The sequence below is a fragment of the Planktothrix sp. PCC 11201 genome (genome assembly GCF_900009135.1).
Lineage (GTDB): Bacteria > Cyanobacteriota > Cyanobacteriia > Cyanobacteriales > Microcoleaceae > Planktothrix.
In genome coordinates this window covers 395167-420066 of the sequence record NZ_LT797711.1, presented here as the reverse complement: position 1 = coordinate 420066, position 24900 = coordinate 395167, and the positions used below count along the sequence as shown (strand labels likewise).

Genomic DNA, 24900 nt, shown 5'->3' with positions numbered 1-24900 from the left:
AGAAACAGACCCGGTTATTTGTTGGAAGAAAACTCTTATCCATTGCCCATTCCCTATTCCCCATTGCCCGCCTTTTTTGATAACTGATTACGGATAACTTATATGCAACTTGAACAGCAACAACGGATTATGGGCTATTTTATTGAGGAGGCGAAAGACCACCTCAATACGATTGAACAGGGATTACTCAATCTACAAACGACGATTGAAGATCCAGAACTGCTCAATGAAGTTTTCCGAGCGGCTCATTCGGTCAAGGGTGGGGCGGCGATGTTGGGACTTAATAGTATTCAACAAACGGCTCACAGGTTAGAAGATAGTTTTAAAATCCTGAAAGAAAACCGTCTTCCGACTCAATTTATCGATCAACAATTAGAATCATTATTTTTACAGGTTTTTGATACATTACAGGCCTTAATCGATCAGTTATCAGGGCCCTATGGCTTAACGGAAGAAGCAGCTAGTGCTATTTTGCAGGATGTTGAGCCTGTTTTTGAAGCCTTAAATTACCATATTAAAGTGGTTCAACAACAGGGGACAAAGCGATCATCTGAAGTAGAAACCGGGCCTACGTCCTCTGTATCTAATCGCCCCATTCCTACTCCTGTTATATCTAAAGAACCTCCTAGTAGTGCGAAGGACTTGGTATTTCGCAGTGATGTTCCCGAACGTCTGCGAGAAATGTTGCAACAGTTCAAACAGTCAGAAACCCCAAAAACTCGTCAAGGGTTAATCGAAACCTGTCGGAGTTTAGCCCGGGCGGGGGAACTCTTTGATTTGCCCAATTGGGTTAAGTTTATTGAGATCCTAGAAAAAGTGATTGCCAATCCTGATAATACTTATCGGAGTCTAGCTCCGATTGTGATTAAATCTATTAAAGAAGCCCAAGAACTGGTTTTAGTGAATCGAGAGGGGGAAATTGTTGTAACAGAAGGGATTACAAAACTTTTGCCCAAGACGGTTAGCCCGGCAAAAACAGATAAAAAAACCAAATCGTCGCCTCCATCTACATCATCTCCTGAAACATCTCCAAGTCAATCTAAACCGCCTAAAACTACGACGGAGACAGCCACAAAATCGGGTCAGTTGAAACAGGGAAATAGTAAGAAAAAAAACCCTAAAGTAGCAGCACCCAACAATTCTTTCTCCGATGTGAACTGGTCAGATTCAGTGACCAACCCCAGTAATACCCCAGCCCGTTTACAAAACGGCCCAGAAATTACCCCCGAAGAATATAACAGTCTCAGAGATTTATTTGAAGGTTTGGATCAATGGGAGCAGGAGGTGACGGAAGAAGCCCCCGCGTCAACTTCCCCGTCCTTGGAAACCGAAACAGAATCAATATCGGGGGACTTTTTTGATTTGTTGGGAGACGAAAAACCTGAGTTCAATCAACGGTCAACCTCTGGCTATCCACCCCAAACCCAGAAGGGTAAAACCAAACAAAAACCCGGTTTAGTGACTTCTGGAGCCGATGATGATCTATTGAGTTTCTTTGATCACCTCAGTGATGGGGAGTCAGCCATCCCAGAAACGGGAACAGCAACCAAGCCGATGTCGGTAGAAACCCGACAGCATGACCCGGTAGATGGTTTTGGGGATTTATTTGATGAGTTGTTAGCGATTAATCCCCAAGAGGGGATGCCATCTGCCCGTTCTGTCGATCTTTCCCCGGCTCAAATTACGGAGTTATTGGAAGATGCGGAAAATTTAGATGATCTATTTGACCAGTTTGACCCCAAAATCCAAGCCAGTCGGGAAACCGACAGCAGCACATCGGGTCAGATGAATGTTCAAGAAGATTGGTTTGAAGAACTTTTACAAGGAGAACTCGAAGAAGCCGCGGATGTAACCCTGGATCAGCCAAGTCCCACTCAACTCCCCCGGATGTCCCCAAAATTAGAACCTGTAGCGACGGTGCAGCCCACCCTAGAACTGCCGGAGGATGATTTTGCCAGTTTGGATGCCCTACTCAATTTAGGAGGGGCAGATAGTCAGCCAACGGCTGCTGAAACGACGGTGGAAGATGAGGATTTCTTGGATTTGGATCAACTGCTCCATACCCCCGTGGCTGAACCCTGGACACCCGATCCTCCTAAAAATATTAACTCCCAGACCGCCCGCAAAGCCGTTAACACAGAATCACAACTCTCGGAGGAGGATTCGGAATTTATCGCATTAATTCGATTGATTGAAGATGCTCCTCCTCGATCTCGAACCACCACTCCTCCTAGGGGGACATTTGCTAAACCCATTGCCGAACAAATTGTCAAGGTTCCGGTGAAACAACTGGATGGTCTGAGTAACTTGATGGGGGAACTGGTCGTTAACCGCAACAGTTTGGAACAAGACCAAGAACGGATGCGACAGTTTTTGGATAATTTGCTGCATCAGGTTTCTTTATTGGGAGATGTGGGTCAACGGATGCAGGATTTTTATGAGCGATCGCTCTTGGAAATTTCCCTACTGTCCCACCGTCGCAAACCCTTCTGGTTTTCGGACAGTTCCTCGATTCATGATGATGATTCCAATAATGATTTAGACTCAACGGAACTGGATCGGTTTACGCCCTTCCATACCCTGTCCCAAGAGATTATTGAGTTAATTGTGCGGGTGCGGGAGTCCAGTGCAGATATTGGATTTTTAGTTGAAGAAGCCGACCAAGTAACTCGGGAGTTGCGACGGATTACAACAGCGTTACAAGAAGGGTTAAATCGCGCCCGCATGGAACCCTTTGGCAGTGAGGCAGACGCCCTGAAACGTCCCGTGCGGGATATTTCGATCAAGTGTGGGAAACAGGCGGAGTTATTTGTGGAGGGTCGAGATACCTTAATTGACAAAATGTTACTGGGTAAACTCCACGACCCCTTGATTCATCTAGTGAATAATGCTATTACTCACGGGATTGAACCGGCGGATGTTCGGACGGCGGCGGGGAAATCGGCGGTGGGCCGAATTTCGATTCGGGTATTTCACCAAGGAAACCAAACGATTATTGCGGTTTCCGATGATGGGGGTGGTATTGATGTCAACCGGGTGAAAAATAAGGCGATTCAGAAAGGAATCATTACCGCCGAAGACGCCGAAAGTATGAGTAACCCAGAAATTTATGACCTGTTATTCTTGCCCAACTTTAGTACGAAGGATGTGGCGGATGAATTCGCGGGTCGAGGGGTGGGAATGGATGTGGTGCGTACCAGCTTAACCGATATTCGGGGCGCGATCACGACGGATTCTACCTTGGGACACGGGACGACGTTTACGATTCGTTTGCCCCTGAATATGAGTATTTCCCGGGCCTTGTGTTGCGTGAGCGATCGGGTTCGGATTGCTTTCCCAATGGATGGGGTGGAAGATATGATTGACGTTCCTCGGGAACAAATCCGCACGGAGTCCGATGGCAGTAAGGTGTTGGAATGGCGGGGTACAATTTTGCCCCTACGTCATTTGCGGGAACTGTTGACCTATCATCGCCATTTGGGTCGGGGGAATGTCTATGGTGCAAATGTAGAAGAAGACATGATTTCGGTGATTGTCCTACGGTCTTCTAATAGTTATTTGGCCGTGCAGGTGGATCAGGTGTTGATTGAACAGGAAATTGTGATCAAACCCTTAGAAGGGCCCGTACCAAAACCGATTGGGATTGCTGGGGCGACGGTGTTAGGGGATGGTCAAATTGTGGCGATCGCCGATGTCCTAGAACTGATTGATTTGGCCATGGGTCGGATTCGTCGGGATGCTTCGGGCAAGATTTGGCAGATGGGTAGTGCCACGGCGGAACCTGTGGTTCAGAAGTCGGAGCCGACGGTGTTAATTGTGGATGATTCGATTACGGTGCGATCGCTCCTTTCGATTACGTTTGAAAAATCTGGTTATCGTGTGGAAGAAGCCCGGGATGGTAAGGAAGCCTGGGAAAAACTGAAATCGGGTTTACCCTGCGATATTGTCTTCTGCGATATTGAAATGCCCCGGATGGATGGGTTGGAGTTGTTATCTCGGATGCAAAAAGATCCGGCGTTAACAAATTTACCCATTGCCATGTTGACGTCTCGCGGTGCGGATCGTCACCGTCAAATGGCTTTTAATTTGGGGGCGAAAGGTTACTTTACCAAACCCTATTTGGAGGAGCAATTATTAGAAGCAGCCGGACGAATGTTACAGGGTGAAGTGGTGGGAAATACGATGGTTGCCGCGGGATAATAGTTACTTGTTAATAGTGAATAGGGGCAGATCATCTCAGCCTCTATCTTAACGTCGTGAGAGGACACCCGCCACAGCGTTAGCTTGGCGGTGAGATGAATCACGACCAAAGAAAACATGAGCGATAGCGAATTCGATTTAATTTTCTGGAGTTGATTGTTGCTCAACATATTTTTTCAACTGTTCAACTGTAATACCACCACAACTAGCGACAAAATAAGAACCTGTCCAAAAATAATGTTTATTGTAAAAATACTTTGATGCCAACAAAGGAAATTCTTTGCGAATCAGCCTACTACTAACAGTTTTAAGATTACCGATCAATACTGACAGAGGCTTATCCGGTTTATAGTGAAAGTTTGGCATTATAGCATAGATTTTTTTTGCAAGAGGTCTAATATGAAATCCTGAAATTAGTGCTACAGATGGCAAGGGAATAGGAGATAGGGGATAGAAAAAAAGAGACAGAATGATTGTTTCTTAGATGTCTTGAGTTTGGATTCTGATCAAATCGCGTAGCCAGATTTGAAAGGGAACATGATCAGACTTCTTAGACCAAATTTGCATATAGTTATACTGACCCAAATCAATTGGGGGATCAAATATGGTGATCTTAGCTATACTGGCAAATATCAAAGCAATCCGACGGGGTAAAGTCAAAATCATATCGGTTTGACCCACAATTAGAGCCGCAGATAGGAAATGGGGTAACTTTAACCTGACTCGACGTTCGACTCCCAATTCTTCTAAAATGCGATCAACATGACTTTTAGATGATTTCTTAATTGAGTTAATGGGTAAGCCTGTAATCGTAATTAAAGCGTGGGGCGAAGCAATATAGGATTCCAGAGTAATCCCTTTTTTAATAATAGGATGTTCTACCCTGACGATTGAGACAAAATCCTCCGTAAATAGCTTTTCATATCCAAATTCATGAGTTTTATCTAGGTCTACTATTCCTAAAGCGAGATCAATCTCCCCACTTTTGAGCCGATCCAAAGTTTCAGGATGCCAGTCATAACATTCGATATCAAGATAAGGATTCTTCAAAGAAAGTTCTCTCAAAACCGAAGGCAGGATCACAGTGGTGGCGTAATCTGAAGCGGCGATCCGAATCGTCCCCCGAGCTAATTCCGGGATAAAAACTGGTTCTGTAACTAACTTTTCAATATCAAGCAGGATGCTTTCTAGGGATGCTTGCAAAGCTAAAGCCCTAGGCGTAGCACGCATTCCCGCAGATGAGCGCTCCAGCAAGGGATCGTTAAACATTTTTCGGAGTCTTTTTAAAGCATGGCTAGTTGCGGATTGACTTAAATTCAATTTTTGGCTGGCTTTAGTAACATTAACTTCCTCCAGTAGAACTTTTAAAATTGTTAACAAATTTAGGTCTATTTGCTTAATATCTATTTGCTGCATACCTATAATTAAAAATATTCATTTTACAAAAGAATCAAGTTAACTAATAATTAATCTTGTATTTACAAATAGGAATTTTGTTATGACTGAATTTAACAATGGCAGCCTCAAAGGTGGATTCGGATTTCAAGATCAAGGTACTCGCAAAACTACCAATCCTGATGGTACAGTTTCTACTGTATCCTATTCTGCTTTGAGAACAGCTAATTTTGATGGTAATGGAGCTCATACAGGTAAGGGTTTTGTTAGCATTGACGGGCAGGAAGTAGGTTATAGCGTGACCGGGACTTACAAAGTTAACAATGATGGCACATTCTCTCTGGATGCTACCCAGTCTTATGAAGATGGAAGACCATCTCAACCATACAAACAGTTTGGTGTAGTGATTCGCGGTGGTAATGAAATCCTTGTAATCCAAACAACTGATGGTAAAAACCAAAACGGAAAATATCAGAGCCAGACTAATTACTAAGAGAAATAAAGAGAATTTTTAAGTCAAAAGCTTAAATTGATCCTTACCTCCGTCAATCTTAAAGTTGCTTTGACGGAGGTTTCTCAATTCACAGAAACCTGATTTTGTATCCAAACACTAAAAATTTAGATTAACAAATTTTGGTCTATTTGCTCAATATCGATTTGCTGCATATCTATAATTAAAAATATTCATGTTGCTAAAATACAAATTTCTGAATTTTGATGGCATAATGGCGACGGATGGGTAAAAGTTGTTTGAATTCAAACAACAAACAACTTTTTTTGGGAATAAGGAAATCAATGAAACTGATGTTGATCAAGATAGAGAATTTTTGGTTTTCTAAAAACAACATTTTGTAATTTCAGCTACATTTCTATTATGAACCCAAAATACTCCAAAAAACGGCAACTTACTTAGTATAGGGTGAATATTAACGAATGTCAGACATAACTAATGTTTTAGCGATCGCTGCTGGGGCAGTTCCTGGGGCACTATCTCGGTATCAAATTACCGAATGGACAAAAGCCAAATTTGGAGCCAAATTTCCCTACGGAACATTTATGATTAATTTAACTGGATGTTTGGCGATGGGTTTCTTCTTCACCATTTCCAAAGGAATTACAGGCTATCCCAAAGAATTAGATTTACTGATTAGAACTGGGTTTTTAGGGTCTTACACCACATTTTCAACCTATGGCTTTGACACCCTAAGTTTATGGCGGAATAAACAAACCTTTCTCACAGCTTTTTATTGGGCTGGGAGTGCAATTTTAGGTTTAATAGCGGTGATGATAGGCGTTGCGATCGCCAATATTGTCGTAGTCCCAACCTAATAAACAGGTTGAAATTTAGCTGACAAAAAACCGCAAATCCTCAATATTTTAGGCAAAACACAATGGAATTTTTGAAAGGACGTTATTCCCTGGCTATAGCAATCGGGGCAATTTTTGGTGCATTGAGTCGTTTCTATTTCACCGAAACCGCCAAAGCAATTTTTGGCAAAGATTTTGGCTTTTATGGCACATTCTTTATTAACGTCACCGGCTGTTTATTGATTGCTTATATTTTGACCCTAGCGATCGAGAATATTCGGTTGATCTCCCCTGAATTCCGACTGATGACGACAACGGGTTTCTGCGGAGCCTATACAACCTTTTCAACCTACGGTTTAGAAACTAATGGTTTCTTAACCAAGGGAGATAACCAGACGATGTTCCTTTATTTTTTTGGAAGTGCCGTAGTCGGTATGATTTGTGTCCAAATCGGTGTTTTATTAGCAAGAGCAAGTCTGCAAAAAACTTAAATTGTAGCGGTTTGTAGTCAAATGAGGCAGGCTTACAGTGGCTCTAATCCTAATTAGTAAAGGAGTTGATGGTTGAGGGAAAATATTTCTAAACTTCAGCATTCTGCTGTTAAAGCAGTGATCAATAAATTATATCTAATTAGTTGCTTGCTGACCGTTAGTTTTAGTTGCTGGATCTATCAAATTTTGCCAGTTAGTGCGGAGGATTTAACCCCTCCCAAAACTTGTCAAATTGGAGTTTATTTGACATCATTGCGAGATTTTAACCCAGCAGAGAACTCATTTGCTGCCAATTTCTGGATCTGGAGTGTCTGTCCTTTTGAGAATATGAAACCTTTAGAAACCCTGAAGGTTTTAGATAGTAAGGAAGTTAGCAAAAATTACGACAGGTTTTCGCGGAATGAAAATCTGTCCGATCTATTTGGATCTAGTAAAAATGTCTTCTGGTCTGGACAGGAAATTGGTACAACTCTCTATTACAACTGGGACACAAATAACTATCCATTTGATCGCCATATATTGCAAATTATACTAGAGGAAACCCAGTTAGATGCGTCTAGTTTCGTTCATACCCCAGATTATTCTGGCTCCAGTTATCAGAAAGATATGAATTTGGCGGGTTGGAAAATTACAGATTTTAAGATTTCTCAAGTTAATTTTCCTTATCAAACCAGCTTTGGTAATCCGTCCATTCAAAAAGATCCTAATTACCGTCGTTCCCGCATCGTGGTTTCAGTTACGATTAATCGCGAGAGTAAAGTTAGCTTCTTTAAACTTTCTTTGGGCGTTTATGCCGCGGTAGCACTGTCAATTATCACATTGCTGCTGGATGAAGATTTTGGGGATCGAATGGGTATTTTTGTCGGGACTTTGTTTGCCGTTTTAGTTAATATGCAAACAGCAACATCCGAGTTAGGAAGTAGCAATTCCGTCACCCTGATTGATTTCATTCATATCATGGCAATTATTTACATTTTCATCACAGCCAGTCTGCTAGTTTATACTCGATTTTTAAGTGAATCAGAACAGGAACAATTGTCACGGGATTTAATGCGACGTTTTGCTGTTCCGATCCTGTCCGGTTCATTTGTTGTTCTTAATATTGTTGTTATTGCTCACGCAGCAATCGTGGGTTAAATAAAAATGCTAATTCTACTTTTCTACGCTGGAAAAGACCTGTTTGCGATTAGTAGTTCCTATATTGTTGAGGTGATTCCGCGAGTTAGTTTCAGGAAAGTACATCATGTACCCGAATATGTCGCGGGTTTATTTAATTACCGAGGAGTAATTCTTCCCGTAATTGACCTGTGCCAATTAATCCAAGGAACTCCCGGGCGATCGCACCTCAGTACCCGGATTATTATTGTTAAATATCCTAATCAAAAAGGAGATTCACAATATTTAGGTCTCATGGCCGAGCGGGTAACGGAGACTCTAAATATATCAACTACAGACATTAAAGATTCCAGTATTCGGGTTGATGAAGCCCCCTACTTAAGTGGCACAATTATTGATGAAAAACGAATTATTCAATGTCTCCAGCTTGAGAAGCTTTTCAGCGATGAACAACACGCTTACCTGCTCATGGGTGAAAACACTTAATTAAATAGGAGTCCTAATTAATTCGTAATTCGTAATTCGTAATTCGTAATTCGTAATTCGTAATTCGTAATTCGTAATTCCCAATTCCCAATTCCCAATTCCCAATTCCTAATACCATGTTTAACAATATCACTAACCGCCTAATCCTGGGCTTCTCCGTTCCGATTCTGTTTTTAATTGTGCTAGGCTCCATACTATTTTCAGGCACAGAACACTTAGTCGAATTGCAGTCCGACTCAAAGGAAGTCGGTGATAACATCAGCGCTACAGATTCCTATGCTTATGATGTCACTAGGATTATTGCCAGTATCCGAGGATATGCTCTTTATCCGAAAGATCCTTACTATCGCGGAACTTATGATAAAGCCAGAGAAAGTATGCTTCTCAACAAGGAGGAATTGGCAAAGATTACCGATCCACAGACGCGAGAAGCTGTAAACGCCATGATCCAGATTGGGGATGAGTACGATAGCGTTGCAGCAGGTGTTTATCCCCTCGTTGATGCCGATAAGCTGAATGAAGCCAAACAACAAATTTTAATTCCTCGCGTTGCCAAACTCGCTGAAGCCAGTGATCGGGCCCATACTATTCTTGAAGCCAGACTACAGGATAATTTACTCCAAGCCCAGAAAGCCAAGCAGTTTCAGACTTTGATGATCATTTTGGGAACCCTGATCACGATCGCGGCAACCCTGGCGGCAGCCTTTTTGATTGCATTACCGATCCGACGAGATCTACCCAAGGTAGTGAAAGCCGCAGAACAGATTGCTGAGGGAGATTTACAACAAAATATTGAGTTAAGCAACGATTCTAGCGAAGTGGGCAAGTTGATGACCGCGTTTCACTATATGTCCAAAAAGCTGAATGCCCTGATTCTCCAGATGCAAAAGTCAGGAGTTCAGATCAGTACCTCTTCCACTCAAATTGCCGCCGCCGGAAAAGAATTAGAAGCCACCGTTGTCGAGCAACTAGCCTCGACGAATGAAGTTAGTGCTACCTCCCAACAGATTGCCGCCACTTCTAAAGAATTGGTCAGAGTCATGGAGCAGGTGACACAGATGGCACAGTCCACAGCCACATCCGCCGGAGCCAGTCACAATGACCTCAACCGCATGGAAACGGTCATGCGCGAACTTTCGGGCGCAACTAACAGTATTACTACCAAACTGGGAGTGATGAATGAAAAGGCAAACAATATTAATAGCGTGGTGACGACTATTAATAAAGTGGCTGACCAGACGAACCTGCTTTCGTTGAATGCGGCGATCGAAGCTGAAAAAGCCGGGGAATATGGAGCCGGGTTTGCGGTGGTCGCACGGGAAATTCGCCGACTGGCTGATCAAACCGCCGTCGCTACCTTAGAAATTGCCCAGATGATTAAAGAAATGCAGTCCGCTGTTTCTACGGGTGTGATGGAAATGGATAAATTCAGTAAATCAGTCGTTGATAGCGTTGCCGATGTGAGCAAAATTAGCGATCGCGTCACTCAAGTCATTGAACAGGTGCAAGGCTTAACCCCCCGCTTTGAGCGTGTGAGTCAGAGCATTGAGGAGCAATCCCAAGGAGCACAACAGATTAGTGAAGCGATGGGACAACTTAGTCAAGCCTCCCAGCAGACCGTAGACTCTTTACGAGAGACAAACAGTGCCGTAGATCGGCTTGACGAGGCAGCAAATGGATTGCGAAAAGAAATTGCTAAGTTTAAAACCGCATAGGGTTAGATATGGTACTACAGAAGATCGCCAAATTGTTGAGCCAAACCATTGGCTTAGATCCCGATATCGCCAGCCCTAACCAGATTGCCAGATCTGCCGAGACTCGTCGAGTCAGATGTAAATTACCGGATCTGGAAAGCTATTGGGCAAAGTTACAAACCTCCGCGACCGAATTAGAAGAACTAATCGAAATTCTGATTGTTCCAGAGACTTGGTTTTTCCGAGATGGTAAACCCTTTGATTACCTCAAAACATACATCACCTCAGAATGGCGACCCTCGCTCAACCGGAATATTCTGCAAGTGCTGAGTGTGCCATCCTCTACAGGGGAAGAACCTTACTCCATAGCGATCGCTTTACTCGAAGCGGGTCTGCATCCCAAACAGTTCCAGATCGATGCCATTGATATTAGCCATCGATCACTGGCCAAAGCAAGGCAGGGAGTCTACACTAAAAATTCCTTTCGGGGCGAGGACTGGAAACCGCGATCGCACTACTTTCAGCAAACAGAGCAGGGTTATGAACTCTCCGAATCTATTCGTAAGTTGGTTAATTTTCAGCAGGGGAATGTGATGAGAGCTTTGGCTCTGACTCAAAAGCAATACGACATTATCTTCTGTCGTAACTTATTAATCTATTTGAAATCCGAAGTTTGCGAACAGGTATTAGCAGCCCTGGATCGCTTGCTGATACCCGGAGGATTACTGTTTGTGGGAGCGTCTGAAACGGGAAAAATTGTCGCAGAACCCTATAAATCCATCCGTCAGCCCTTCACCTTTGCCTATCGCAAGCAAGAGGGAGCAGGGGAGGCAGGGGGAGCAAGGGGAGCAAGGGGAGCAGGGGGAGCAGGGGGAGCAGGGGGAGCAGGGGGAGCAGGGGGAGCGTCCTCAATTGGTGACTTTGAACCGAAACCCGAAACCCGAAACCCGACACCCTCTCTTAATTTACAAGCCGTGAGACAACTGGCGGATGAAGGGCGACTTGTAGAGGCAATGACCCTTTGTCAGAGCTATTTGAGTGATCATCCCACCAGTGCGGATGCTTATGTGCTTTTAGGGGAACTCTATCAGGCTAACCAACAAAATAGGCAAGCAGAACAGTGCTTTCAACGGGCTATTTATCTCGATCCCAATTCCTACCCCGCCTTAGTTCACCTAGCATTGTTGAAAGAAAATCAAGGCGATCCAGTTGGAGCAAACCTCATTCAGCAGCGAATTTCAGCCCTGGGATCACGGTTTCAGAACAGACGTTTAGAAGGGGAAACCTAATATGTTCAAAAATCAATCCATGCAGGCTCGCCTGATCGTCGCTTTCATCTTTATGGGGCTTCTGGTGCTGATAGTCGCCTTGGTTGGTCTGAGTGGCAGTTCTCGCTTGAGTAAGCACATTAATACCTTAGCCAAGAATAATGTTCCTAGTATTTCTGGGCTGTGGAAAATTAATGAAGGAAAAACCCAAATTCAATCATCAGAAAGGGGTTTGCTGGATATCAATTTGACCAAAGAAGGGCGACAAGATGAAATCGGTCGTATGGATAATGCTTGGAAGCAAATTCAAGAGGGATTTCATCAATACGAAGCGGCTCCGAAGTCGAGCGCGGAAGAAAAGAAAGTCTATCAAGAATTTTTGAATCAGTGGGATGTATGGAAGAAAGCCCATGATCAGTTTTTGAGACTTAATCTTCGGTTCGAGAGTCAGGGAACTGTCAATGTATTGAATAATTTTACCGGAGAATTTCAGCCCGTAGACTCTGGATTAAAAGCTCTGGAGAACCAAGTTGAGGCAAACCGTCAACCCTCCCAAGCAGTCACCAATCTGCTATTGACATTGTTAAAAATTAATGAAGACTTAGCATCCCAAACCGAAAAAATCTCAGAACAAGATGTTTCTCAAGTCGGATTTTGGGCTTTTGTCGCCATTATCATTGGGCCAGGAACGGCTATTTTATTTGGAATTTTCTTTAGTAATACCATCGCTAAACCCCTTGGAGCAAAGATTGCTGGGGTCGTTGATATTGCTCACCGGATTTCATCGGGAGACTTAACCAGTGAAATTTCCCTAGCGGAGCAACAAGATGAAGTCGGGCAATTACAGAATGTTTTTTATACCATGAATAAAGACTTGAATGCCCTGGTTAATCGCATTCAACGCTCAGGAAATCAAATCACCAGTTCTACCGACCTAATTACGGCTTCTGGCAAAAACCTAGAAGCAACCGTGGCAGAACAGGTGGCTTCAACCAATGAAGTCTCAGCAACAGCCCATCAAATTGCCACGACCTCAAAGCAATTGGTGAAAACCATGGAACAGGTAGCCGCCATGGCTGAACAGACAACCATAGCCGCAGGTAACAGTAAAGATAATCTGCATCACATTGATTCTGTCATGCGCCAGTTGTTAGAAGGGACTAAGGTAATTTCTTCTAAGCTCGAAGTTATGCACCAACGGGCTAACAATATCAGCCAGGTGGTGACAACGATTACAGTTGTAGCCGATCAAACTAACTTACTGTCCCTGAACGCCGCATTGGAAGCGGAGAGAGCCGGAGAATATGGGGCAGGTTTTGCGGTTGTAGCTAGGGAGATCCGGCGATTAGCTGATCGTACCGCCGTTGCCACTTTAGAAATTGAGCAGATGATTAAGGAGATGCAATTAGCCGTGTCTATTGGTGTGGCTGAGATGGATAAGTTTACAAAATCCGTCGTTAACAGCGTCGAAGACGTAGACCGCATTAGCGACCAAGTAGCCGAAGTAATTCAACAGGTACAGGGATTAACCCCCCGCTTTGAGCAGGTGAGTCAGAGCGTTGATGAACAATCTCAAGGAGCGCAGCAAATTAGCGAGGCTATGGAACATCTGAGTCAAGCCTCTCAACAGACGGCCGACTCGTTACGAGAAACCAGTCATGCCTTAGAACAGCTTGATGAAGCCAGTCATAGCTTAAAAACAGAGATTTCACGATTTAAAGTAATAGCATAAAAATAAGGAATTAAATCATGGAAAGTTATATTGATACGGTATCTATCATACCCGCCACTTCTGACCCTCCAACTCTCAATGATTGTTGGAATAAAATTGGGGTGATGGGCGATCGCTCCTGTGACGAACTCAAGACCGTGATCCACTGCCGAAATTGCAAGGTGTATTCGGCGGCGGGACGCAGCTTATTAGAGCGCGAGGCTCCACCCGAATATCTCCAAGAATGGACGGATATCTTATCAGAATCTTCCACCCAGCAAACCGAAGTGGGGGAAGGTACGTTGGTTCGGGCGACAGACACCCTTTCGGTAATCATTTTTCGTCTGGGTAACGAACGATTAGCATTACCCGTTAATATCCTCCAAGAAGTCACTCCTCTCTACACCATTCATACCGTCCCTCACCGCAGAAACTCGGTGTTTTTGGGATTGATCAATATTCGCGGCGAAACCCTGCTCTGTATTTCGATCAGAGACTTGCTGGGCTTAGAACCCGTCACCGAATCCGTAGATTTCTCGAATCCGATTAATCCTCAACGGATGATTGTAGCGGGGAAAAATGAGAATAAGTGGGTTTTTCCGGTGGATGAAGTTCATGGAACCTATCGCTTCCATATCAATGAGTTTAAAGACGCTCCCGTTGTCATTTCCAAGGCATCGGAAGCTTACACCAAAGGGGTCGTGACCTGGCAAGGCAAGAAGATCAACTTTTTGGACTCCGAACTCTTGTTCTACACCCTAAGTCATAAGGTTTTTTAATCATGAGTGATGATTCGATGATCGAGCTATTTCGCCAAGAAGCTCAGACGCAGGTTGCGATCTTGACTCAGGGACTCCTGATCTTAGAAAGCAATTCCCAATCGGAGGAAATCTTGCAAGCCTTAATGCGAGTGGCCCATTCCATTAAAGGTGCGGCTCGGATTATTTCTCTGGATGGGGTGATTAACTTGGCTCACTGTATGGAAGATTGTTTTGTAGCCGCACAGAACAAGATTATTATCTTGGGCCCAGAACAAATTGATGTCTTACTCCAAGGGGTTGACTTATTTCAGGCTGTCAGTCAAGTCCCCGAAACCGATATGCTCTCTTGGCTAACGGAAAATATCGGAGAGTTTGAGGCTTGCTGTGCTGCAATTAGAGCCCTGCTACCTCCAGATTTTAACGCTCGATCATCCTTAGTCAGCGTTGAGCAGAGTTCGGAGATTACTCCAACTCCTCGTCAAGAAAATGGGGCTTTAGAAGCAATCACCATCCCAAATGATCGGGTTGTGCGGGTGAGCGCCGAGAATTTGAATCGAATTATGGGACTCGCGGGTGAATCTTTGGTTGAGGCCAATTGGTTACAACCCTTTGCCGATTCCTTCACGGTTCTCAGATACCGCCAATTAGAGCTTTCCCGACTTCTGGAAACCCTCCATACTGCCTTAGCGAATACGGCGATTAGTCCTGAAAGCCAACAAGTTGTGGATACGGCTCGACAGAAAGCCCAAGAATGCCGGGAAATTCTCACGGATCGTTTGGGTGAACTGGAACTCTATGCCCGTCGCACCACTAATTTGAGCGATCGCCTTTACCGAGAAGTGATTGCCTCCCATATGCGTCCCTTTGTGGATGGGGTACAGGGACTTCCGCGCATGGTTCGTGACCTCTCCCGACGATTAGAGAAACAGGTGAAGTTCCAGATTGTCGGTCAGTCTACCCTGGTTGATCGAGATATTCTCAAAAAACTAGAAGCTCCCCTGACGCACATGATCCGCAATGCTGTTGATCATGGGATTGAACCCCCAGAAGCTCGTGAGGCATCAGGAAAGCCAGTTGAGGGGACAATTCGCCTAGAAGCGTTTCATCGCGGTGGAATGCTGGCGATCAGTGTTTCTGATGATGGTAAAGGCATTGATCCTAATTTTATTCGTCAACATATTGTCGATCGCAATTTAGCTTCATCGGAAACGGCGGCGCAACTGACGGAAGCTGAAATCATTGAATTTCTGTTTCTCTCTGGATTTTCGACTACTGACCAAGTGACGGAAATTTCCGGGCGAGGGGTGGGATTAGATATTGCTAAGAGCATGGTGCAAGAGGTGGGCGGCACTATCCGTGCTGTATCTCAATTGGGAAATGGAACCAGTTTTCACTTTCAGCTTCCCCTGACACTCTCGGTGGTGAGGACGCTGATTGTTACTATTTCTGATGAACCTTATGCCTTTCCCTTGGCACGGGTGGATCGAATTGTTAAACTCGACAAGTCTGAGATTTATGTTGTTGAAGGTCGCCAATATTTTACGAAGGATGGTCAAAATATTGGGTTAATTGCTGCCCACGATATTTTAGATTTGCCCGAAACACTCCCTGATTCTGATGCCCTTTGCGTCGTTGTAATTAGTGACCAATCTAACGCTTATGGTCTTTTTGTAGATGAGTTTCTCGGCGAGCGAGATTTGGTGGTGCGTCCCCTTGACCCCCGTTTGGGTAAGGTTCGGGATATTAGTGCTTCTGCTTTGATGGATGATGGCTCCCCGGTTTTGATTTTAGATGTTTCTGATTTAGTCCGATCAATTGACAATATGCTCAACAGTGGTCAATTAAGACCTGTTGATGTTAATAAAGTCAAAGCTAAAGCTAAAAAGGGCGACGACCATAAACGAATTTTAGTGGTAGATGATTCGATTACGGTGCGAGAAATGACTCGGAAATTGTTACAAAATCAAGGTTATGATGTTGATGTTGCTGTGAATGGTATGGATGCTTGGACAGCAATTCGCAGCAATTCTTATGATTTGATTGTTAGCGATATTGATATGCCTCGGATGAACGGAATTGAATTAGTGAAGCAAATTAAACAACATCCTAAGTTTCACGTTATTCCTGTAATTATTGTGTCCTATCGGGATCGGGAGGATGACCGCATTCAAGGCATGGAAGCTGGGGCAAATTATTATCTGACCAAAAGCAGCTTTCACGATGATACATTAATCAATGCAATCATTGATCTGATTGGAAGATAGGTTACTAAATTCCCCATTCGTAATTCGTAATTCGTAATTCGTAATTCCCTATTCCTTCTTATGAAAATTGCGATTGTTAATGATACGGCTATGGCAGTAGAAGCACTCAAACGAGTGGTTTTAACTGTTCCCAATTACCAAGTTGTATGGATTGCACGAGATGGTCAAGAAGCCGTTGACCGTTGTGCAAAAGATACTCCTGACTTGATTTTGATGGATTTGTTTATGCCGATTATGGACGGTGTGGAAGCGACTCGGCAGATTATGCAACAGAGTCCCTGCGCCATCTTGATCGTGACGGCAAGCGTGGGAAACAATGCCGGAAAAGTGTTTGAGGCGATGGGATATGGTGCCCGTGATGCGGTGGACACGCCGATCTTAGGAACTCAAGGAAGCTCAAGTTCTCACCAACCCTTACTGGCAAAAATTGTTACTCTCAGTAAGCTGATAGGCAAATCATCAACCCCCTCAACGCCTGCACTCCAAACCTCAAAACTGACTTCATTCTCTAAACCCTCTACCCTACTTCCTCGCCTTGTGACTATTGGCTCCTCAACGGGTGGGCCAAAAGCTTTAGCCACGATTCTCTCCCGACTTCCAGCTAACTTTGGCGCGGCAATTGCGATTGTCCAGCACGTTGATCAGCAGTTTTCTGCGGGTCTGGTAGATTGGCTGAATCAACAAACCCCTCTAACGGTGCGATTAGCTAATATTGGCGATCGCTTAGAAAAAGGTATTGTCCATATTGCCGGGACTAACGATCATCTGAGTCTGCGTCCTGATCTCACATTATATTATACAAAAGAACCTGTTAATTATCCTTATAGACCCTCTGTAGATGTATTTTTTAAGAGCCTTGCCCAACACTGGCATCATAAAGAAATTGCTGTATTACTGACGGGGATGGGACAAGATGGTGCTGATGGACTCAGGGTTTTGCGTGAGACTGGATGGCATACGATCGCTCAGGATGAAAAGAGTTCGATTGTCTATGGAATGCCTAAAGCAGCAGTTCAGTTAAATGCAGCCGTTGAAGTTTTGCCTCCCGAAGCGATCGCTAATACTTTAATTCAGCGAATCAATAAGGGTAGTTAGTTAGGCTGAAGTTTATCCTATAATATTCCTCTAGTCAACCTTTTTTTCTGTTCTAAAATTTTCAATAAATTCAGTATTTCTACTTAATTTTATTCTTCAATTGAGCCGATATAAAAGTTAAGATTGGGATCAAATAAAATTAATAATTAGTAAAGATTTAAAGGGCGATCACATGGTATTCTATAAAGATAGATTTGATTCTGATATCACCTAAGAATACTCCCCTCTATTATGAACAAGAAAAAATTAATTGATGCCGTAGAGAATCTGTCAAAGGAAGCCCATCGCAGTCAAGAAGAACAGTTTTTTATTAGAATGCTAAAACAGGTTTGGCAAATTGACTGGTCTGTTCCTCCATCAGAGGTCTGGCGTAATTTGATAGCCCGAAATCAAGACTATTTCTTTGGTTTTATGGAACTCGATGATGGAGATGAAAGAGAAGAAAACTGGTTACTCGCTTCTTTAGACGCGATCGTTGAGTCGTTGATTCAGAAAAATAGCGATAGTCAATGGAAAATTAAAATTGTAAACACCATTGATGAGTTAAATCAATTGCGTTTAAAGATTCAAAAGTAAATAGCGATAGTAATTTTGATTATGTCGTATGAATAGATTTTTTAAAAGTTTAGAGAATTTTGTAGAACAATGTCTTTGGTTACTCCGATTTATCACACTGGTTCCAGTTGTCTTTAGTATCCTGAGTGTGTTCATATTGTTTATCTTGGGAAGTATCGAGATTTTAGGAAGTTTACGACTCCTTCTACATATCAATGAAGATCCAGAAAAAATGCTCCCTGAGATCATGACAGGTATTATCGGGGGAATAGATATTTACTTGATTGGTATTGTGATGATCTTGTTTGCTTACGGAATTTATGAGCTATTTATCTCTAAAATTGATGTAGGAAGACAAGAAGAAACAGAGGTTCAACTTCTAACAATTACTTCCCTAGATCAACTCAAAGATAAAATTCTGAAAGTGATCGTCATGGTCATGGTTGTAGGATTTTTCAAGCGATTAATCGAGTTAGAAGTTAAAACCTCCCTAGATATCCTGCTTCTGGCTATATCAATCTTGCTGATTGCCACTAGTGCCTACTTGATGAAATCGAGTTCAAACCATCATTAGTAAGGACGATTCTGGAACTTAAGGATTGTTTCTTTACAGTAGATCATTCCGATTAAAATAGATACCCAACAACTCAGGAAAATTATGACTTTAGATTGGCGACTCAAACCCGGATATTTAAACGAAGGTTGCTCTGATTTTGAATCTGTACACATTTTGCTAGGATATTTTATCGCAAATCGTCATTCAGCAACCCCCTTACCGAATAAGTCTCTGCTCACGGAAAATGAAGCCTTTGAGTGGGGAAAGGGCAAACCTTTAGAAAAGGTAATTAACTGTCAGTCGGATTTTGAATTTCTGATGCAGCACCCTCGGCTTTTTCGGAATGCGATCGCGATTATTGAACCTTGGGAACACGTTGGGTATAATCCATTAGGGGAACACGTTAGAGCCTCCCTTAATGTTGCTTATATTGCTCAAACTATTGCAGACTGTGACTCAATTTTGTTTCCTTTATGGTCATCAGGATTACTCGATCCTGAAACAATTATTCCGGTAATTTCTTCCGGGTTAGCTGTTGTTGTGGAAGGAGGAGATCCATCAGTACGCGATGCTTCTAGTTTTGCAGGAAGCCAATCTTCTCTCGCAGATTTACATTTATTTGTGGAGAAGTTGCTGTTATCTCGAACACCAACCAGTGCGCCTGCAATTTTTATTTGTTTAGGACATCAATTAGCTGCCCAAGGACACATTAATCTGATTCAAAAGGCGGTGCAGCAGGTACTTAATTTAAACCAATTAGAGAACGATTCATCAGGAAAAACCCTCAAAGCCTTGCAAAATGTTTGTCAAGAAATTGAAAGGATTGGGAATTCTCTTTCTGTTCAGAAAAAGAATGGTAATATCGTGGCTCAAAACTGGCATGATCCTGAATTTGCTGTGGGGCCAAACGAATTTAAAGAAGTGGGCGATCGCCAGTTACATCATTATGAATCTCCTGATAGTGAAAGTTCAGGAATTCCCCAAGAATTAATTACCGCCCATGAAGTAACCGCCGATGAATTTGAAGGGGTGATTGATACTTCTATCGAATATGAACACGAACTAAATATTGCCATGTTTCATTCAGATGAAGTGAATGAAGAAGCAATTCTATTTGCAAATTGGGCCTATCGATTACTGCACGATACAATTATTTCCCATCGTCATATTCTCGCAGGAAGTCCCCTATCTTGGCTGATGCAAATGCCCTATGCCATAGAAATTCTGTGTTCAACAGCCCATGAAGATGAAATCGTCACCGAATGTTCTGCTACCTGTATCAACTATAAAGATTTTGAAAGTAAGTTGATTCGGCGCTCCTTTACTTGTCAATTTCACCCGGAATTATTATCGGATTTGAGGTCGGTGGGTTTTCGTAAACATCCCGAATATTCTGAACTCAAAAAAGATGATGGAGCCCGATTATTTGCTCGATTACTCTATGCCGGGATGCAAGAGTAAGGACAAATTTAGATCCGGTAAAACTTAAATTTTCCCGCCCACTAACTGAGGTGGGTAGGAAAATATTGTTAGTATCTAATTGTTACCGACCAGCATCTTCTGATGTGATCAAAACTCGCTGACCGAATTCTCCAATCTTAACAGACAGACCATTAGAATCACGGAATTCATAACGATCAACAACACCACTGGTTTCAGATTTATTGACCGCAGCAATTTGAAATGTAGGTACATATTTCTTCAGTGCTGTCATTACCACAGGAGGAACTTCACTTTCAGAAATATCACGTTCTACTTCTTCAATACCACCATCAGTATAAACATCAACCTCAACTTTCTTCCCGTTTAGAGTGCCTTCAATTTCAATGACGGGTAAGCCATTATCACCCAAATCCCAGTTAGCAATTGTCCATTTGGCATCAGGAAGTACCCGTTTAGCGGAAAGCAAAACTTGAGGAGGAACATCTTTGATCTGAATATCAACATTTTGTGCTGACACAGAAAATGTTCCAGTTGTCAATAGTAAGAAACCCACTAAAACAATTGTTAAACAAAACCGTTTGAATACTTTAAACATGAATTGGAGTCCTCAAAAAATCAGGAATGTAGATAATCTACCATGCTTGTATTAATTTTTTTTGAGATGTATATGCTTAGAAAGAATAGAGATATAATTATAAAACATAGGGATTTTTTTTAGGGTGTTTTTTATGGAATTACGTCATCTTAAATATTTTGTTGCTGTTGCAGAAGATCTTAACTTCAGCCGCGCTGCTGTTCGGTTGTATATCTCACAACCTGCGTTAAGCCGCCAAATCAAAGATCTTGAAAGTGAACTGAGCGTTATGCTTTTTTTAAGACAATCGGATGGATTAAAACTCACAGAAGCCGGGAAATTTTTTCTCGAACAAGCTAAAGATATTTTGAATCGTAGTTATGTCTCTGTGCAAACCATCAAGGCTCATTACGCCAAGCAAGATCAACCTTTAGTGATTGGCTATATCCCAACTATCCTCCAGAGTTTTCTAGGTCAAACCCTACAGAACTTTGGACTTGCCTATCCTCAAGTTGCTGTAAGTTTTCGGGAGATGTCGCCAAGTGAGCAAGTTAAAGCGTTGCGAGATGGCGGAATTAATATTGCCTTTATGGGCAATCCACCCGATAATTTAGAAGAAGAATTTATGGTCAAATGTATTAAGAAAGTGCCTATTGTTGCGCTGCTACCCAATAAACATCGGCTTGCAGATCAATCCTCAATTAATCTAGCTGAACTTGCATCGGAAAAATTTATTGGGATGTCTGAAGAAACGTTTCCAGGGCGAAATGATCGGATTCACGATGTTTGCCGTTGCGCTGGCTTCGTCCCCAATTTACATCTGTTTGCTGATAGTCATGCCTCAATGATTGCTTTGGTTGCCACAGGGCAAGGGGTCGCAATTATGCCGAGCGAGGCAGAAGCATTGCCCCATCCTCAAACGGTATTTGTAAAGCTCAACCATCCCCTATACTACTCCCGCTCAACTGCGGTCTGGAGGAAAGAAACACCCGCTAAATATTTAGATAAATTTTTAACAATTCTGTTGAATTATGTTGAATAGTTGTATATAATTATGGTCTACTTATCTTCTGAATATTAATCAAACTTCATGATCAAATTAATTAAAAACTCAACTTGGTTAGACTTAGCAATTGATTTAAGAAACTCGGTTATTCTGGCTATTTGGCGACGAGTAATAGCGACGATGATCTTTGCTTTACTGATCACCATTGCCTATCACCAAGGATATGCTGTAAATCAACCGATTCTCTCCACTTTAATTCCTGGAATCGTTCTGGGACTATTATTAGTTTTTAGAACCAATACAGCTTATGACAGATTTTGGGAAGGGTGTAAACTTTGGTATGACTTGATTAATGCCGGTCGAATTTTGTGTCGGAATATTTGGACAATTGTTCCCACGAATCATACTGAAGACTTAGAAAAAAAAATAGCCCATATTAGATTAGTGAGTATATTAATAATCGCTATTAAATTGCATTTGAGAGATGAAAGTATCGATGATAGTATAGCATTATTAATGAGTCCAGAAGATTATTTAGAACTTCAAAAAGCCAACAATGTCCCCCTGAGAATTATTAATTGGTTTGCCGAATATTTTCGCCAGCTTTATTATGACAAAAAAGTCATTCCCTATAGATTTTTTATTGAACTCAATCGCTCTTTAGACCAAATAATCATGCTATTGAGTGGTTGTGAACGAATTTTAAACACCCCCCTTCCTAGACCTTATTCTATTCATCTCAAACATTTATTATTGTTATATTGTTTTGCTTTACCTTTTCAACTTGTAAAAGAACTAGATTGGTTTACGATTCCGGTTGTGGGAATTATTAGTTTTGCTTTATTAGGAATAGAAGACATTGGTGTAGAAATTGAAAATCCTTTCGGTTATGATCGCAATGACTTACCTTTAGATCGATTTTGCCAACAACTACAAGCTGAAATCGAAACAGAATGGGTAGATTTTGATATTTCTACACCTAAAAATCGTGGGATTTTGGAATCAAATAGTCAACTAATTTAAAGCAATTGCTTAACTGAAACCAAGGTTTTTATTTTCCAAGCATTTAGCAGAAAGGAGTCATCAAATCGAATAAGGATAATCCTAATCATGAACATGAAATCATCTTATTCAAATTTACCCATTGAACTCGTTGAAACGAGCTTTGAAAAAATTAAGCCCAGGGCAGTCGAATTTGTCTCTAGTTTTTATGAAAATCTGTTTGCAGCTTATCCAGAAACTCAACGTTTATTTGGAAAAACAGATATGGATAAACAAGGGAAAAAACTACTTAACTCTCTAATTCTATTAGTCGAAGGTTTACGCACACCTGAAGCACTGATTCCAGTCCTCAAAGATTTAGGGGCTAGACATAAAAGCTATGGCATAGTTACAGAATATTATCCCCTTGTCGGTGAAGTTTTATTACAAACTTTTGCTGATTATTTGCAAGAAGATTGGACTCCCGAAGTCGCACAAGCTTGGCTTGAGATTTACACAACAACCTCTCAATTAATGTTAGAAGGTGCCGTAGTAGACATTTCTCAGTTAAGCCCACAGCCAGAGATAGAAAAACCTCCATCACCGCCTCAAGTATCCGTTTCCTCAGCTAAAGAAACAACCCCGCAATTATCGACAACTGCACAAATAGAACTCGTTGAGACGAGCTTTGAAAAAATTAAGCCCCAGGCGGTTGAATTTGTCTCTAGTTTTTATGAAAATCTGTTTGAAGTTTATCCAGAAACTCAACGTTTTTTTGGAAAAACAGATATGGATAAGCAAGAGAAAAAACTACTTAACTCTCTAATTCTATTAGTCGAAGGTTTACGCACACCTGAAGCACTGATTCCAGTCCTCAAAGATTTAGGGGCTAGACATAAAAGCTATGGTATAGTTACAGAATATTATCCCCTTGTCGGTGAAGTTTTATTACAAACTTTTGCCGATTATTTGCAAGAAGATTGGACTCCCGAAGTCGCACAAGCTTGGCTTGAAATTTACACAACAACCTCTCAATTAATGTTAGAAGGTGCCGGGGTAGATGTTGTTGTAAAATCAGAAAAATCTGAAATCAAAGCTATACCCTCTCCCCCATCAACTGGGGAAACTGTCTTACCCCAATATGGAAGAAAAGGCAGGGAGAAAACTGCACCACAGCAACGGAATTTAAGTCAAGTTATTAGACTAATATTAAAACCCCTAAAACTAATTCAAAATAGTGTCAAATATATTTTTAAAAAAATTCTGGATTGGTTCTGGGAATCCCCCACTTGGGTCGTAGCCATTACCATTGCTTTTATGTTGGTGGTCTTAGTTATTTTTACGCCTGATGATTCGGTACTATCAAGAATTTTATCAGACGTTGAACCGATTAGTATTATCGTGGCTATTATTCTATATGTCAAAGAAATTCCTGACCGAAAAAAAGAATTTCGATATCAAGCTTGGAGTGTGATTGATGCGGCTCATGGTGTCACTGTTAGCCCCGCCAGAATTATTGCTTTACAAGATTTGAATGAAGATGGAGTAGCTTTAAATAATTTAGATTTGCCGAGCGCAAAATTAGTCAGAATTAATCTTCCTAAAGCAGATTTAAGCGAAGTTAATTTAACTAAATCCGATCTGAATCATGCTGATCTGAATCATGCTAATCTGGGAAATGCTTTACTGGCTCGCGTCAACCTGACGGGGGCTAATTTGAGTTATGCTAACTTGGGTTTTGCTAAACTAAGTTACGCGAATCTGAGTAGTGCTAATTTGAATTATGCCAACCTAATTTGTGCTGATTTAAGGGATATAAATTTGAGTGGGGCAAATCTCAGCAACGCGAATCTGAGTGGTGCAGATCTGAAAAATGCTTATTTAACAGGTGCGAACCTCAGAGGTGCGAATATCAGTGAGTACGACTTGCGAGGAGCGTATCTCAAAGGTGCTATAATGCCTGACGGATCAAAACATCCTTAATCCTAATGATATT

20 protein-coding genes and 1 pseudogene are annotated in these 24900 nt (G+C 42.1%); 18 read left to right on the top strand and 3 right to left on the bottom strand.

The features are described from left to right. Positions 1–102 precede the first annotated feature (102 nt). A complete protein-coding gene (locus PL11201_RS24155) occupies positions 103–4200 on the top strand; it encodes a hybrid sensor histidine kinase/response regulator (protein WP_079681393.1) in 4098 nt (1365 codons plus the stop codon). A gap of 138 nt (positions 4201–4338) precedes the next feature. Here PL11201_RS24155 and PL11201_RS24150 read toward each other — a convergent pair. Together PL11201_RS24150 and PL11201_RS24145 are read right to left on the bottom strand one after the other, a co-directional pair. Further along, positions 4339–4551: pseudogene (locus PL11201_RS24150) on the bottom strand (transposase); the annotation flags it as partial. Between the two features lie 129 nt (positions 4552–4680). Further along, positions 4681–5616: a LysR family transcriptional regulator gene (locus PL11201_RS24145; RefSeq protein ID WP_079681392.1), complete on the bottom strand. Its 936-nt coding sequence runs from the start codon at positions 5614–5616 to the stop codon at positions 4681–4683. Positions 5617–5698: 82 nt separating this feature from the next. Here PL11201_RS24145 and PL11201_RS24140 point away from each other — a divergent pair, with 82 nt between their 5' ends. The 14 genes from PL11201_RS24140 to PL11201_RS24075 all read left to right on the top strand — a co-directional run bounded on the left by PL11201_RS24140 (position 5699) and on the right by PL11201_RS24075 (position 20361). Then, positions 5699–6088: a hypothetical protein gene (locus tag PL11201_RS24140; RefSeq protein ID WP_079681391.1), complete on the top strand. Its 390-nt coding sequence runs from the start codon at positions 5699–5701 to the stop codon at positions 6086–6088. Between the two features lie 440 nt (positions 6089–6528). Beyond that, positions 6529–6924 (top strand): fluoride efflux transporter CrcB, encoded by a 396-nt coding sequence (gene crcB, locus PL11201_RS24135; protein WP_079681390.1) that lies wholly within the window; start codon positions 6529–6531, stop codon positions 6922–6924. 62 nt (positions 6925–6986) lie between these two features. Further along, entirely contained in the window at positions 6987–7394 is a 408-nt protein-coding gene (crcB, locus tag PL11201_RS24130) for a fluoride efflux transporter CrcB (RefSeq protein ID WP_079681389.1), read from the top strand. Between the two features lie 327 nt (positions 7395–7721). Continuing rightward, complete coding sequence (locus tag PL11201_RS24125) at positions 7722–8531, top strand: ligand-gated ion channel (protein ID WP_234996827.1); 810 nt, start codon at positions 7722–7724, stop codon at positions 8529–8531. A 6-nt stretch (positions 8532–8537) separates the two neighbouring features. Continuing rightward, the gene (locus PL11201_RS24120) at positions 8538–8996 is read left to right on the top strand and encodes a chemotaxis protein CheW (protein WP_079681388.1); all 459 of its coding nucleotides are present in this window, start codon (positions 8538–8540) and stop codon (positions 8994–8996) included. Between the two features lie 116 nt (positions 8997–9112). Then, positions 9113–10711 (top strand): methyl-accepting chemotaxis protein, encoded by a 1599-nt coding sequence (locus PL11201_RS24115; RefSeq protein ID WP_079681387.1) that lies wholly within the window; start codon positions 9113–9115, stop codon positions 10709–10711. Between the two features lie 8 nt (positions 10712–10719). Next, entirely contained in the window at positions 10720–11979 is a 1260-nt protein-coding gene (locus tag PL11201_RS24110; RefSeq protein WP_079681386.1) for a CheR family methyltransferase, read from the top strand. Between the two features lies 1 nt (position 11980). Next, a complete protein-coding gene (locus PL11201_RS24105) occupies positions 11981–13690 on the top strand; it encodes a HAMP domain-containing methyl-accepting chemotaxis protein (protein ID WP_079681385.1) in 1710 nt (569 codons plus the stop codon). Positions 13691–13707: 17 nt separating this feature from the next. Then, a complete protein-coding gene (locus PL11201_RS24100; protein WP_079681384.1) occupies positions 13708–14448 on the top strand; it encodes a chemotaxis protein CheW in 741 nt (246 codons plus the stop codon). 2 nt (positions 14449–14450) lie between these two features. Next, positions 14451–16694: a hybrid sensor histidine kinase/response regulator gene (locus tag PL11201_RS24095; protein WP_079681383.1), complete on the top strand. Its 2244-nt coding sequence runs from the start codon at positions 14451–14453 to the stop codon at positions 16692–16694. Positions 16695–16754: 60 nt separating this feature from the next. After that, on the top strand, positions 16755–17789 hold the full coding sequence (locus PL11201_RS24090; RefSeq protein WP_079681382.1) for a chemotaxis response regulator protein-glutamate methylesterase: 1035 nt from the start codon (positions 16755–16757) through the stop codon (positions 17787–17789). 231 nt (positions 17790–18020) lie between these two features. After that, positions 18021–18365: a hypothetical protein gene (locus PL11201_RS24085; protein ID WP_079681381.1), complete on the top strand. Its 345-nt coding sequence runs from the start codon at positions 18021–18023 to the stop codon at positions 18363–18365. A 28-nt stretch (positions 18366–18393) separates the two neighbouring features. Next, entirely contained in the window at positions 18394–18918 is a 525-nt protein-coding gene (locus tag PL11201_RS24080) for a YqhA family protein (protein WP_079681380.1), read from the top strand. An 84-nt stretch (positions 18919–19002) separates the two neighbouring features. Beyond that, positions 19003–20361 carry a hypothetical protein gene (locus PL11201_RS24075; protein WP_079681379.1) on the top strand — a complete coding sequence of 453 codons (1359 nt, stop codon included), beginning with the start codon at positions 19003–19005 and terminating at the stop codon, positions 20359–20361. A gap of 82 nt (positions 20362–20443) precedes the next feature. On the opposite strand, the gene PL11201_RS24070 is transcribed toward PL11201_RS24075, so the two are convergent. Continuing rightward, positions 20444–20938: a hypothetical protein gene (locus PL11201_RS24070; RefSeq protein ID WP_079681378.1), complete on the bottom strand. Its 495-nt coding sequence runs from the start codon at positions 20936–20938 to the stop codon at positions 20444–20446. 133 nt (positions 20939–21071) lie between these two features. Here PL11201_RS24070 and PL11201_RS24065 point away from each other — a divergent pair, with 133 nt between their 5' ends. The 3 genes from PL11201_RS24065 to PL11201_RS24055 all read left to right on the top strand — a co-directional run bounded on the left by PL11201_RS24065 (position 21072) and on the right by PL11201_RS24055 (position 24887). After that, entirely contained in the window at positions 21072–21959 is an 888-nt protein-coding gene (locus tag PL11201_RS24065; protein ID WP_079681377.1) for a LysR family transcriptional regulator, read from the top strand. A gap of 48 nt (positions 21960–22007) precedes the next feature. Then, positions 22008–22946 carry a bestrophin family protein gene (locus PL11201_RS24060; RefSeq protein WP_079681376.1) on the top strand — a complete coding sequence of 313 codons (939 nt, stop codon included), beginning with the start codon at positions 22008–22010 and terminating at the stop codon, positions 22944–22946. Positions 22947–23039: 93 nt separating this feature from the next. Further along, a complete protein-coding gene (locus PL11201_RS24055; protein WP_079681375.1) occupies positions 23040–24887 on the top strand; it encodes a globin domain-containing protein in 1848 nt (615 codons plus the stop codon). The last annotated feature ends 13 nt before the right edge of the window (positions 24888–24900 follow it).

Coding starts and splice junctions, on each gene's coding strand:
- PL11201_RS24155 (WP_079681393.1), top strand. CDS start 103: ATGCAACTTGAACAGCAACAACGGATTATGGGCTATTTTATTGAGGAG.
- PL11201_RS24145 (WP_079681392.1), bottom strand. CDS start 5,616: ATGCAGCAAATAGATATTAAGCAAATAGACCTAAATTTGTTAACAATT.
- PL11201_RS24140 (WP_079681391.1), top strand. CDS start 5,699: ATGACTGAATTTAACAATGGCAGCCTCAAAGGTGGATTCGGATTTCAA.
- crcB (WP_079681390.1), top strand. CDS start 6,529: ATGTCAGACATAACTAATGTTTTAGCGATCGCTGCTGGGGCAGTTCCT.
- crcB (WP_079681389.1), top strand. CDS start 6,987: ATGGAATTTTTGAAAGGACGTTATTCCCTGGCTATAGCAATCGGGGCA.
- PL11201_RS24125 (WP_234996827.1), top strand. CDS start 7,722: ATGAAACCTTTAGAAACCCTGAAGGTTTTAGATAGTAAGGAAGTTAGC.
- PL11201_RS24120 (WP_079681388.1), top strand. CDS start 8,538: ATGCTAATTCTACTTTTCTACGCTGGAAAAGACCTGTTTGCGATTAGT.
- PL11201_RS24115 (WP_079681387.1), top strand. CDS start 9,113: ATGTTTAACAATATCACTAACCGCCTAATCCTGGGCTTCTCCGTTCCG.
- PL11201_RS24110 (WP_079681386.1), top strand. CDS start 10,720: ATGGTACTACAGAAGATCGCCAAATTGTTGAGCCAAACCATTGGCTTA.
- PL11201_RS24105 (WP_079681385.1), top strand. CDS start 11,981: ATGTTCAAAAATCAATCCATGCAGGCTCGCCTGATCGTCGCTTTCATC.
- PL11201_RS24100 (WP_079681384.1), top strand. CDS start 13,708: ATGGAAAGTTATATTGATACGGTATCTATCATACCCGCCACTTCTGAC.
- PL11201_RS24095 (WP_079681383.1), top strand. CDS start 14,451: ATGAGTGATGATTCGATGATCGAGCTATTTCGCCAAGAAGCTCAGACG.
- PL11201_RS24090 (WP_079681382.1), top strand. CDS start 16,755: ATGAAAATTGCGATTGTTAATGATACGGCTATGGCAGTAGAAGCACTC.
- PL11201_RS24085 (WP_079681381.1), top strand. CDS start 18,021: ATGAACAAGAAAAAATTAATTGATGCCGTAGAGAATCTGTCAAAGGAA.
- PL11201_RS24080 (WP_079681380.1), top strand. CDS start 18,394: ATGAATAGATTTTTTAAAAGTTTAGAGAATTTTGTAGAACAATGTCTT.
- PL11201_RS24075 (WP_079681379.1), top strand. CDS start 19,003: ATGACTTTAGATTGGCGACTCAAACCCGGATATTTAAACGAAGGTTGC.
- PL11201_RS24070 (WP_079681378.1), bottom strand. CDS start 20,938: ATGTTTAAAGTATTCAAACGGTTTTGTTTAACAATTGTTTTAGTGGGT.
- PL11201_RS24065 (WP_079681377.1), top strand. CDS start 21,072: ATGGAATTACGTCATCTTAAATATTTTGTTGCTGTTGCAGAAGATCTT.
- PL11201_RS24060 (WP_079681376.1), top strand. CDS start 22,008: ATGATCAAATTAATTAAAAACTCAACTTGGTTAGACTTAGCAATTGAT.
- PL11201_RS24055 (WP_079681375.1), top strand. CDS start 23,040: ATGAAATCATCTTATTCAAATTTACCCATTGAACTCGTTGAAACGAGC.